Genomic DNA, 11,287 nt, shown 5'->3' with positions numbered 1-11,287 from the left:
TCTCCGTGAGTAGCGGAGTTCACGCCGCGCTGGTTCCCGGCGGCGTCATCGGCAATGGCCGCTACCGGCTGCTCGCGAAATCCGGCGCCGACGCCAGGTCCAACGCTGAGCTGTGGCGCGCGCGGGACGGTCAGCTCAACCGGGACGTCGCGCTGACGGTGCTGCTGGGCGATCTGGCGGACAACGAGGCGGCAGCCCGTGCCCGCCGTACGGTCGAACGCGCGATGCACGCGGCGTCGTTCACGCATCCGGGCGTTTCGCGGGTGATCGACGTGTTGACGCCCGGCACCGGCATCCGGGGAGACGAGGGCATCCTCGGCATCGTCATCGCCGAGTGGACCCAGGGCACCGACCTGATGGACCTCATCGCGGAGGGCCCGCTGCCGGCGGGCGCCGCGACCCGTCTGCTCGAACCGCTGGGCGCCGCCATCGAGGGCGCGCACCACGCCGGTCTCGTGCTGGGCGCCGACCACCCGCAGCGCATCCGGGTCACCTCGGACGGCCGCCTGCGCCTCGCGTTCCCCGGTCCTCGGCCGGACGCGATCGCGCGCGACGACGTCAAGGGCCTCGGCGCGATCCTGTACCTGCTGCTCACCGGCCGGTGGGCGCTGCCGGGCGGTCCTCAGGGCGTGCCGGTCGCACCGACCGGGCCCGACGGGTCCGTGGTCGCGCCGAACGCGTTGCACCCGTACCTGCCCCACGACCTGTCGTCCGTCGCGGTGCGGTCGCTGGAGGACACGTCGGTGGGCGGCATCCGCACCTCCGCGGCGATCCTCCAGGTCCTCGACCAGATCGCGGCCGAGGAAGCCCAGACCTCGCTGATCCCCGCCGTGTCGGCGTCCCGCGATGACGACGACCAGGTCGTGTGGACGACTCAGCGGCCGCGGCAGGACAAGCAGCAGAAGAAGAAGCTGTGGATCAGCGTCGGCGTGCTCGCCGTGGCGACGCTGACCGTGATCGTGTGGCTGAGCGTGCAGATCGTCGGGTTCTTCAGCGACGAGCCGTCCAAGGGCGGCGGTCCGACCGTGGTGATCAACCAGCCGGGGTCGAACGGCCAGACCGCGCCTCCTCCCGCGCCGGCCGGACCGGTGCAGCCGGGCCAGATCGGCGTCTACGACGTCACGAACCAGCCCGACAACGCGAACCAGGCGAGCCGGGCGGTCGACAACAACGCGGGCACGTTCTGGCGGACCGACAACTACTTCCAGCCGTTCCCGACGCTGAAGCCCGGCATCGGGCTGATGGCGTCGTTCGCGGAGCCGGTGAAGCTGGCCTCGGTCACGATCACCTCGCCCAGCAAGGGCACGAAGGTCGAGATCAGGGTGGCGTCCGCGCTGGACTCGCCGATCGAGGAGACCAAGGTCATCGGCGTCGCGGACCTGTCCGACGGGCAGACGCAGATCCAGCTCAACGACCACGAACCGACCGGTCACGTCCTGATCTGGATCACGCAGCTGACGAACTCCGGCGGCGGCAAGAACCAGTCGGAGATCCGCGAGGTCCTCTACACCCGCGCTCAGTAGAACTACGCGGGCACGCTGAGTAGACCTGTCCGGGTGATCTGTGATCACCCTCGCTAAAGTGCGTCCCGTGACCGCCGCAGCCAGCTCGGACGCCGATCTCATCTCGGCCCACGCCGCAGGTGACCCGTATGCGTTCTCGGAGCTGGTGAAACGGCACCGCGACCGGATGTGGGCGGTGGCGTTGCGCACGCTGCGTGACCCGGAAGAGGCCGCGGACGCGCTCCAGGAGGCGTTCATCTCGGCCTTCCGGGCGGCGTCATCGTTCCGCGCGGAGTCACAGGTCACCACCTGGCTTCACCGGATCGTGGTGAACGCGTGCCTCGACCGGATGAGACGGCGACAAACCAGACCGACAGTGCCGTTGCCCGAGGCTGGTCCTGGCGAGCCCGTCGCTCCCCGTGACGCGATGAGCGACCGCGAGACCAGCCTGATGGTGCAGCAGGCGTTGATGGAGCTGCCGGAAGAGCAGCGGGCGCCCATCGTGCTGGTCGACGTCGAGGGGTATTCCGTCGCCGAGACGGCGAAGATCCTCGGCATCGCGGAGGGCACGGTCAAGAGCCGGTGTGCGCGAGGTCGCGCCAAGCTGGCCAAAGTTCTCGGGCACCTCAGGAACCGAATCGCAGATGCGAACGTCCCAGCTGACGGTGTGAATGTGCAAGAGCAACGTCAGTGGGAGGGCCGATGACCGGCATGGAGCGCGTGCCGATGGGTCCGCCGTGGTCTGTTGACCTCATCGCGGACCTGCACGCGGGCGTGCTGCCCCCTGAGGTCGCCGCACAGCTGCGTCCGAGGGTCGAGGCGGACGCGGAGGCCAGGGAGATCCTGCAGGCGCTGGACGCCACGCTGATGGACCTGCAGTCACTGCCGCCCATCGCGATGCCCGACCACGTGGCCGCGCGGATCGACGCCGCACTGGCCGCGGAGGCCCGTCCCGGCATCGCGCCGGTCGTGTCCCTCAACGACGCCCGCAAGCGCCGCAACCGCAGGCTGGGCCTCGGCGGTGGCGTGCTGGTGGCCGCCGCCGCGGCGTTCGGCATCGTGCTGGCCGTGTCGCCGGGCTCGCAGACCCCCGCGAACGACAGCGCGCAGCCTCCGCAGGCGACGTCCAAGCCGAGCTCGGGCGCCCTGCAGTCGCTGACGAAGGCCGAACTGGGCTCCGCGGTCGGCGAAGTGCTCAAGGCGCAGAACTACGGACCGCTGGAAACCCCCGACCGGCTGGCAGGCTGCCTGCAGGGCGGCGGCATCACCAGTTCGGGCAACCCCCTCGGCATCAGCCCGGTCAACCTGGAGGGCAAGGACGCCGTGATGGCGATCCTGCCCGCCGGTATCGGGAAGTACCGGCTGGTCGTGCTCGACCCGGCGACCTGCGGACCGGACAAGCCCGAGGGCGTTCTCGCGGACACGACCGTGGGCCAGAGGTAGTCGCTCAAGTCACGGAATTAGCTGCACCTACGATCCGTTGAGCCAGTCAGACGACGAGATCGAGGAGTTGCAGAGCCGTGAGCGTGCGCAACGTGATCATCATTGGATCGGGACCGGCGGGCTACACCGCGGCGGTCTACGCGGCACGCGCGCAGCTGGAGCCCCTGGTCTTCGAGGGTTCGCAGTACGGCGGCGCCCTCATGACGACGACCGAGGTCGAGAACTACCCCGGCTTCCGCGACGGCATCATGGGCCCCGAGCTCATGGAGCAGATGCGCGAGCAGGCCATCCGCTTCGGTGCCGAACTGCGCGCCGAGGACGTCGAGTCGGTCGAGCTGACCGGTGAGATCAAGAAGGTCGTCGCGAACGGCGTCGAGTACGAGGCCAGGGCCGTCATCCTCGCGATGGGTGCCGCTGCCCGTTACCTGAACATCCCCGGCGAGCAGGAGCTGCTCGGCCGCGGTGTGTCCGCCTGTGCGACGTGTGACGGTTTCTTCTTCCGCGACCACGACATCGCGGTGGTCGGCGGCGGCGACACGGCCATGGAGGAGGCGACGTTCCTCACGCGCTTCGCCAAGTCCGTGACGGTCATCCACCGCCGCGAGGAGTTCCGCGCCTCGAAGGTCATGCTGGAGCGCGCCCGCGCCAACGAGAAGATCAAGTGGCAGCTGAACACGCAGGTCACCGACGTTCTCGGTGATGGCACCGTGTCCTCGATCAAGATCAAGGACACCCAGACCGGCGCCGAGTCCGAGATGCCCGTCACCGGCTTCTTCCTCGCGATCGGCCACGACCCGCGCTCGGCGCTGGTCAAGGGTCAGGTCGACCTCGACGCGGAGGGTTACGTCCTGACCAAGGACAAGTCCTCCTACACGAACCTGGACGGCGTGTTCGCCGCCGGCGACCTCGTGGACCACGAATACCGCCAGGCGATCACCGCCGCCGGCTCCGGTTGCAGCGCTGCGATCGACGCGGAACGGTGGCTCGCCGAGCACGGCAACGAGCACGCCGAGATCGCCGCCGAGGCCGTCGGTGGCGGCTACGGCAAGAGCAACTGAAGTTCCTTCTGCGAGATCTTTTAGGGAGAGCAACATGGCAGGCGCCACCGTCACGGTGACCGACAAGTCGTTCGCGGACGACGTTCTGACCAGCGAGAAGCCCGTGCTGGTCGACTTCTGGGCGACCTGGTGCGGCCCGTGCAAGATGGTTGCGCCGGTGCTGGAGGAGATCGCGGCCGAGCACGGCGAGAAGATCACCGTCGCCAAGGTCGACATCGACGCCAACCCGTCGATCGCCCGTGACTACCAGATCATGTCCGTCCCGACGCTGATTCTGTTCCAGGGCGGCCGTCCGGTGAAGCAGATCGTCGGCGCGAAGCCGAAGGCCGCGCTGCTGAAGGACCTGCAGGACGTCCTGGCGTGAGCCAGAAAGTTGCATGGAGCTGAGAAGTTCTTTGCAACGCGCAACGTGACCCGCCCGTCTATCGATAAGACGAGCGGGTCACGTTCGTTTTTGGTGCCGGGACGGTGATCTCGGTACGACTGTGAGTAGCCCTGCATCGATCACTCAGCGCGGCAGGGCACAATGAGGACTTCCCAACTGACGCGCCGACCAGGTTCGGCGCCATAGTCGAGCGAGGGTGCATGCAGCTGCTCCGCCGCGGGGACGTCGGAAGTGATGTTGCCGAGATCCGGTCGACCCTGACCAGGCTCGGACTGCTTCCGCCGGCCGACCCACAGGCGCCGCCGGTGTTCGACCAGCAGGTCGAGCACGCCGTGCGCGCGTTCCAGCAGCAGCGGGGGCTGATCATCGATGGCATCGTGGGCCCGGCGACCTACCGCTCGCTGCGTGACGCGACGTTCCGGTTGGGGGACCGGCCGCTCGCGTTCCTGATGTCGCAGCCGACGACCGGTGACGACGTGCTCGCACTGCAGGAACGCATGCTGGAGCTCGGGTACGACGCCGGCCGCGCCAACGGTGTGTTCGGTCAGCAGACCGAACAGGCGCTGAAGAACTTCCAGCGCGACTACGGACTGATCGTCGACGGCATGTGCGGCCCGGACACCGTGCGCGCGTTGCGCCAGCTCCAGCCGAAGGTCCGCGGCGGCCGTCCGCAGCTGCTGCGTGAACAGGAGAAGCTCCGCGGCGCCGGTTCGCGCCTGTCCGGCAAGCGCATCGTCATCGACCCCGGTCACGGCGGCCAGGACCGCGGCGTGGTCGTGGACGGGCTGTCCGAGGCCGAGCTGATGCTGGACCTGGCTCGCCGTCTCGAAGGCAAGATGGCCGCCACCGGCATGGAGGCGCTGCTCACGCGCGGTCCGGACAACTGCCCGGACGAGGCGGAGCGCGCCAGGTTCGCGAACGAGGCGGGCGCCGACCTGATCCTGTCGCTGCACAGCGACGGCAACTCGTCGCCGAACGCGCAGGGCGTGTCGACGTTCCACTACGGCACGGGCAACGGCGCGTCGTCCACGGTCGGTGAGGCGCTCGCGGGGTTCATCCAGCGCGAGGTCACCGCCCGCACGTCGATGTCGAACTGCGGTTCGCACCCGAAGACGTGGGACCTGCTGCGGCTCACCCGCTGCACGGCCGTCCGCGTCGAGGTGGGCTACCTGACGAACACCGAGGACCGCGCCCGGCTGGCGACGCCCGGCTTCCGCGACATCGTGGCCGAGGGCATCCTCGTGGCCGTGAAGCGTCTCTACCTGCTCGGCAAGGACGACCAGCCGACGGGCACGTTCACGTTCAACGACCTGCTGCGCTACGAGATGGCCAAGGGCTGATCTCCGGTTCTGACGAAAAGGCCCCCTCGCTGCCGGCGAGGGGGCCTTTTCGCTGTCTCAGACGGGGCGGAAGCTCGGTTCCGCGGTGGAGACGGTGACGCTGTTGAGAAGCCGTTCGAGAGCTGCCTCGACGTCTTCCTTCCACGTGATGGCGCTGCGCAGTTCCAGGCGCAACCGCGGCCAGCGCGGGTGCGGCCGCACGGTCTTGAAGCCCACGCTCGTGAGGAACTCGGCGGGCGTGACGCAACTCGACTCTTCGTCGTCCGGGCGCATGTCGCCGAACGCCTCGATGGCCTTCACGCCACGACGCGTCAGATCCTTCGCCACGGCCTGCACGAGCACGCGCGCGAGTCCTCCCCCTCGGAACTCCGGGAGAACGTCCAACGACGTCATGAGGACGGCGTCCGGGCTCACCGGAGAGGTGGGGAAGGCGGCGCTGCGCGGAACGGCGGCCGGTGGTGCGTAGAAGACCGAACCAGCGGGGATGCCGTCGCAGTAGATCATGCGGCCGCACGAACCCCACTCGAGCAGGACGCTGGAGACCCAGGCTTCCTTCTCGAACTCGGTGTCGCCGTATTCCTCAGCCTGTTCTCGCAGGTGAGGAGCCAGCTCCCAGAAAACGCACGTCCTGCTGTGCTTGGAGAGATGCTCCAGGTTGTCCAGCGTGACGCCCACGACGCGACGGGACACCCCAACCTCCACCCGTTAACACACACAGTGAACCCATACGAGGGTAGGCGAATGTGACGGAACCCGGAAGGCGCGTGCCCTGAACGGGACGACGGTTACACTCGCTCGGGACATTTCCTATACAGGAGTCCCACATGACTGTGCCCGGACAGCCCGCGAAGCAGGGCCCCAGAAGCCTTGACCCCCACCTCCGCCGCTACGCAGCGCGCACGGCAGGGATGACGGCATCGGAGATCCGGGCACTCTTCGCAGTGGCGTCCCGTCCGGAGGTCGTCTCGCTGGCCGGCGGCATGCCGCACCTGGCCGCGCTGCCGCTGGAGTCGCTGTCCGCGGAGATCGGTCAGCTGGTGGCCACCGACGGGCTGGTGGCTCTGCAGTACGGCTCGGCGCACGGTGTCCCGTTGCTGCGCGAGCAGATCTGCGACGTCATGGCGCTGGAGGGCATCAACGGCCACCCGGACGACGTGGTGGTGACCGTCGGCTCGCAGATGGGCCTCGACATGGTCACCCGGATCTTCTGCGACCCCGGTGACGTGGTGATCGCGGAGGGACCCTCCTACGTGGGCGCTCTCGGCTCGTTCACGGCGTACCAGGCTCAGGTCGTGCACGTGGCGATGGACGCGGACGGGCTCGTGCCGTCGTTGCTGCGGGAGGCTCTTGAGGCCTGCAAGCGCGCGGGGCAGCGGGTCAAGTTCCTCTACACGATCCCGAACTTCCACAACCCGGCCGGCGTGACGCTGGCGGTGTCGCGGCGGGCCGAGATCCTGGAGATCTGCCGCACCTACGGCGTGCTGGTCGTGGAGGACAACCCGTACGGACTGCTCGGGTTCGACGGCCAGACGTACCCGGCGCTGCGGTCTCTCGACCCGGACAACGTGGTGTACCTCGGGTCGTTCTCCAAGACGTTCGCCGCCGGGCTGCGGGTCGGCTGGGTGCTGGCGCCGCACGCGGTGCGCGAGAAGCTGGTGCTGGCCGCCGAGTCGGCCACCCTGTGCCCGCCGACCCTGAACCAGATGATCGTGTCCCGGTACCTGTCGACGCAGGACTGGAAGGGTCAGATCAAGACTTACCGCGAGGCGTACCGGGAACGCCGCGACGCCGCGATCTCGGCTCTCGAGCAGCACATGCCGCAAGGTTCCACGTGGAACATTCCGGATGGCGGCTTCTACGTCTGGGTGACGGTGCCGGAGGGCATCGACACGAAGGCGATGCTGCCCCGCGCCGTGACGGCCCGCGTGGCCTACGCGTCCGGTACCGGTTTCTACGCGGACGGCTTCGGCTCCCGGCAGCTGCGGATCTCGTACTGCTACCCGACGCCGGAGCGCATCCGTGAGGGCGTCCGCCGCCTGGCGAACGTCATCGAGGACGAGATGCAGCTGGCCGCGACCTTCGGGGCGACACCGGGCCGTCAGCTGTCCGGTCCGCAGACCCCCTCGCCTGACACCGCCTGATCTTTCTTTGGAGTTGTGCTGTGGCTGACCGCATGGTCGCTGTGCTGTCCGGTGGGCTCTCCCACGAACGCGAGGTCTCGATCCGCTCCGGCCGCCGCCTGTCGGCTGCCCTGCGGTCGGCGGGCGTGACGGTGGAGGAGTGGGACGCCGACGCGTCTCTGTTGACACGGCTGCGGGACCACCGCCCGGACGCCGTCGTCGTCGCCCTGCACGGCGGTGAGGGCGAGAACGGGTCGGTGCAGGCGATCCTCGAGATGTTCGGCGTCCCGTACGTGGGCACGGACTCGCGGGCGTGCCGGCGCGCGTGGGACAAGCCGACCGCGAAGGCCGAGCTCGCCCGCGCCGGGCTGACGACGCCGGAGTGGATCGTGCTGCCGCACGCGACGTTCCGGGAGCTGGGTGCCAAGCCGGTGCTCGACGCGATGGTCTCGACGCTGGGGCTGCCGTTGATGCTGAAGCCGGACCAGGGTGGGTCGGCGCTGGGCGCTCAGGTCGTCAGGGACGCCGCCGAACTGCCGCCCGCGATGGTCGGGTGCCTGGCGTACGGCGACACCGTCCTGGCCGAGCAGTTCATCTCCGGCGTGGAGGTGGCGGTCGCGGTCGTCGACGGTCCGGACGGGCCGTACGCGCTGCCGGCCGTCGAGATCGTTCCGGAGACCGGGGTCTACGACTACACGGCTCGGTACACCGCGGGCCTGACGGACTTCCACGCGCCGGCTCGGTTGGACGCGGCCGCCGCGAAGTCGGTCGGGGAGCTCGCGGTCGCGGCGCACCGGCTGCTCGGGCTGCGGGACGTGTCGCGGACCGACGCCATCGTGGCGGAGGACGGGACCGTCTACTTCCTCGAAGTGAACGTGTCGCCGGGGCTGACCGAGACGTCGCTGCTGCCGATGGCGGTCGAGGCGGCAGGGGAGTCGTTGGGTGAGATCTACGCCGGGTTGATCGAGCGGGCTGTCGCTCGCTGAGTTCGTCCCGGTTCTGAGTGCGGCGCCGAGCCTCTCGGTGCCGCACTTTTTGTTTGCGCCGAAAACCTTGGCCCCTGGTTCGCCGACGCTGCCACACTGCGCGCGGAGAGGGATTGATCAAGGGGGACACCTTGCGCATGATCACGCTCGTCGCCGCGTTGGCGACGACCTTCTGCGTCACCGCTCCGGCGTTCGCGACCGAACAGGTCTCGTGCTCGGCGAGTGCCGTCGTGAAGATCAACTGGGTGGACGGGTCCGGCGCGCAGCGGGCGAGCTGCTACGGCGAGATCGGCGAACTCGCGGTCATGCTCCCGCGTTCGTCGAGCGTCGAGCCCGGCGACAACTTCGGGTGGGTCGAGTACACGGAGAGGGACGGCCGGACCGTTCGCCGTGTGCTCGACAGCGGGCAGATCGTCCAGATCGGTGGTCTGACGGTCACGCGGGTCCGCATCTACTGATCGAGAAATAGGTGACGCCCCGTATCCGATTGGATGCGGGGCGTCATCGTCACCGTGACATAAGGCCCGTGGGTGATCCTATGGGCCTACTCCGATGTCCGAATTGTCGTTTCTGGGCTCATCATGCCGATGATCCTTTGAAGATCATCAACTGACCCGAATTCGACCACGATCCGGCCTTTTCGCTGCCCGAGTTCGACCTTCACACGGGTGTCGAAGTTGTCCGAGAGGCGCTCGGCGAGCTCCTGAAGACCGGGCGCGTGCAGCTGCTTGCGCGGAGCCTGCTTCGGTTTCGCCGGCTTCTCGTTCTTGGCGATCGTGACCGCTTCTTCGGTCGCGCGGACCGACATGCCCTCGGCGATGATCCGTGCCGCAAGATCTTCCTGCGCTCCCGCCTCATCCAGACCGAGAAGTGCCCGCGCGTGCCCGGCGCTCAGCACGCCCGCCGCGACCCGTCGCTGAACGGCGAGGGGGAGCTTCAGCAGCCGGATGGTGTTCGTGACGACGGGGCGGCTGCGGCCGATGCGGTCGGCGAGTTCCTCGTGCGTGACGCCGAACTCCTCCAGCAGCTGCTGGTAGGCCGACGCCTCTTCGAGCGGGTTGAGCTGGACGCGGTGGATGTTCTCCAGCAACGCGTCGCGCAGCATGACGTCGTCGGCGGTCTGCCGCACGATGGCCGGGATCGTCTTGAGCCCGGCCTGCTGCGTGGCACGCCACCGGCGCTCACCCATGACGAGTTCGAACGTGTCCGCGGTGAGCTCGCGGACCACGATCGGCTGCATGAGCCCGAACTCCTTGATGGAGAACGAGAGCTCGTCGATCGCATCCTGGTCGAACACCTGGCGCGGCTGCTTGGCGTTCGTGCGGATCGCGGTGACCGCGATCTCGCGGTACACCGCTCCCGCGACCTCGCCGATGGGCTGCTGGGTCTTGGTTCCGTTGCCGGCCACGGCGGGCCGGATGGTGCTGGGTGCACCGGCAGGCGGACCCTGCGGGATGAGTGCGGCCAGACCGCGCCCGAGTCCGCCCTTGCGCTGCTCCGTCATGCGCCCTCCTTCTTGGCCCCGCGGATCGCGATCTCCTTGGCAGCGTCGAGGTAGCTCATCGACCCGCGCGAGCCCGGGTCGTACGTCAACACCGTCTGCCCGAATCCTGGTGCCTCGGAGACCTTCACGCTGCGCGGAATCACGGTCTTGAGGGCGACGTCGCCGAAGTGGCCACGCACCTCACTGGTCACCTGGTCCGCGAGCTTCGTGCGGCCGTCGTACATCGTGAGGAGGATCGTGGAGATCAGCAGATCGGGGTTGAGGTGCTGCTGTACGAGCTCGATGTTGCGCAGCAGCTGGCTCAGCCCCTCCAGCGCGTAGTACTCGCACTGGATCGGGATGAGGACCTCCTGGGCCGCGACCATCGCGTTGACGGTCAGCAGGCCAAGGCTCGGCGGGCAGTCGATGAAGACGTAGTCGGGCTGCAACTGGTCGAGCGCCTCGGGGGAGAGCGCCTCCTTGAGCCGCGACTCGCGGGCGACCATCGAGACGAGCTCGATCTCGGCGCCGGCAAGGTCGATCGTCGCGGGCACGCAGAACAGGTTCGGCGACGTCGGGCTGACCTGAGCCGCCTCGGCGATGGAGATCTCGCCGATCAGCACCTCGTAGACGGACGGCGTGCCGCTGCGGTGCTCAACCGAGAGCGCCGTGCTGGCGTTGCCCTGCGGGTCGAGGTCGATCACGAGCGTCTTGAGCCCGTGAATGGCGAGCGCGGCGGCGAGGTTCACCGTGCTCGTGGTCTTGCCGACGCCACCCTTCTGGTTGGCGACGGTCATCACCCGGCGATGAGTCGGGCGGGGGAGCAGGGACTCGTCGGGGTGCAGCACGCTTGCCGCACGAGCCGCCTCTTCTGCAATCGGGGTCCACACCACGGCGCTGTCATCTCCGTTGTTGGTCGGCTTGGCTTTGGGTTTGGAGGGCTTCGTTTCACGTGGAACATCGGCGGCCT

Annotated in this window: 12 protein-coding genes; 9 read left to right on the top strand and 3 right to left on the bottom strand. The window is 68.5% G+C overall.

Annotation, left to right across the window (positions count from 1 at the left end; translation table 11 throughout):
* The first annotated feature begins 5 nt into the window (after positions 1-5).
* The 6 genes from ACIQF0_RS18930 (at position 6) to ACIQF0_RS18905 (ending at position 5,728) form a co-directional block, all read left to right on the top strand.
* On the top strand, positions 6-1,523 hold the full coding sequence (locus ACIQF0_RS18930; protein ID WP_360047513.1) for a protein kinase family protein: 1,518 nt from the start codon (positions 6-8) through the stop codon (positions 1,521-1,523).
* Between the two features lie 67 nt (positions 1,524-1,590).
* Complete coding sequence (gene sigM / locus ACIQF0_RS18925) at positions 1,591-2,208, top strand: RNA polymerase sigma factor SigM (RefSeq protein ID WP_360047514.1); 618 nt, start codon at positions 1,591-1,593, stop codon at positions 2,206-2,208.
* On the top strand, positions 2,205-2,945 hold the full coding sequence (locus ACIQF0_RS18920; protein ID WP_401030885.1) for a hypothetical protein: 741 nt from the start codon (positions 2,205-2,207) through the stop codon (positions 2,943-2,945). The genes sigM and ACIQF0_RS18920 overlap by 4 nt, the downstream gene beginning before the upstream one ends.
* Positions 2,946-3,022: 77 nt before the next feature.
* On the top strand, positions 3,023-4,003 hold the full coding sequence (gene trxB, locus ACIQF0_RS18915; RefSeq protein WP_401030883.1) for a thioredoxin-disulfide reductase: 981 nt from the start codon (positions 3,023-3,025) through the stop codon (positions 4,001-4,003).
* A gap of 34 nt (positions 4,004-4,037) precedes the next feature.
* The gene (gene trxA, locus ACIQF0_RS18910) at positions 4,038-4,367 is read left to right on the top strand and encodes a thioredoxin (protein ID WP_093595124.1); all 330 of its coding nucleotides are present in this window, start codon (positions 4,038-4,040) and stop codon (positions 4,365-4,367) included.
* Positions 4,368-4,588: 221 nt separating this feature from the next.
* Positions 4,589-5,728: an N-acetylmuramoyl-L-alanine amidase gene (locus ACIQF0_RS18905; RefSeq protein ID WP_093595121.1), complete on the top strand. Its 1,140-nt coding sequence runs from the start codon at positions 4,589-4,591 to the stop codon at positions 5,726-5,728.
* A 57-nt stretch (positions 5,729-5,785) separates the two neighbouring features.
* Here the strand turns inward: ACIQF0_RS18905 and ACIQF0_RS18900 are convergent, their stop codons facing one another.
* Positions 5,786-6,418, bottom strand: a complete 633-nt coding sequence (locus ACIQF0_RS18900) for a GNAT family N-acetyltransferase (protein ID WP_093595118.1) — start codon at positions 6,416-6,418, stop codon at positions 5,786-5,788.
* 134 nt (positions 6,419-6,552) lie between these two features.
* Here ACIQF0_RS18900 and ACIQF0_RS18895 point away from each other — a divergent pair, with 134 nt between their 5' ends.
* From ACIQF0_RS18895 to ACIQF0_RS18885, 3 genes are all read left to right on the top strand, one after another.
* Complete coding sequence (locus tag ACIQF0_RS18895; protein WP_360047519.1) at positions 6,553-7,869, top strand: PLP-dependent aminotransferase family protein; 1,317 nt, start codon at positions 6,553-6,555, stop codon at positions 7,867-7,869.
* A gap of 20 nt (positions 7,870-7,889) precedes the next feature.
* Entirely contained in the window at positions 7,890-8,834 is a 945-nt protein-coding gene (locus tag ACIQF0_RS18890; RefSeq protein WP_319976360.1) for a D-alanine--D-alanine ligase, read from the top strand.
* A gap of 137 nt (positions 8,835-8,971) precedes the next feature.
* Complete coding sequence (locus ACIQF0_RS18885; protein ID WP_401030879.1) at positions 8,972-9,292, top strand: hypothetical protein; 321 nt, start codon at positions 8,972-8,974, stop codon at positions 9,290-9,292.
* A gap of 86 nt (positions 9,293-9,378) precedes the next feature.
* Here ACIQF0_RS18885 and ACIQF0_RS18880 read toward each other — a convergent pair whose 3' ends face one another.
* On the bottom strand, positions 9,379-10,338 hold the full coding sequence (locus ACIQF0_RS18880) for a ParB/RepB/Spo0J family partition protein (protein ID WP_360047523.1): 960 nt from the start codon (positions 10,336-10,338) through the stop codon (positions 9,379-9,381).
* Positions 10,335-11,210 (bottom strand): ParA family protein, encoded by an 876-nt coding sequence (locus ACIQF0_RS18875; protein ID WP_360047578.1) that lies wholly within the window; start codon positions 11,208-11,210, stop codon positions 10,335-10,337. The genes ACIQF0_RS18880 and ACIQF0_RS18875 overlap by 4 nt, the downstream gene beginning before the upstream one ends.
* Positions 11,211-11,287: the final 77 nt, after the last annotated feature.

This window comes from Lentzea sp. NPDC092896, assembly GCF_044754905.1.
In the GTDB taxonomy this organism is placed as follows: domain Bacteria; phylum Actinomycetota; class Actinomycetes; order Mycobacteriales; family Pseudonocardiaceae; genus Lentzea.
This window is presented reverse-complemented; position numbering and strand designations above follow the sequence as displayed.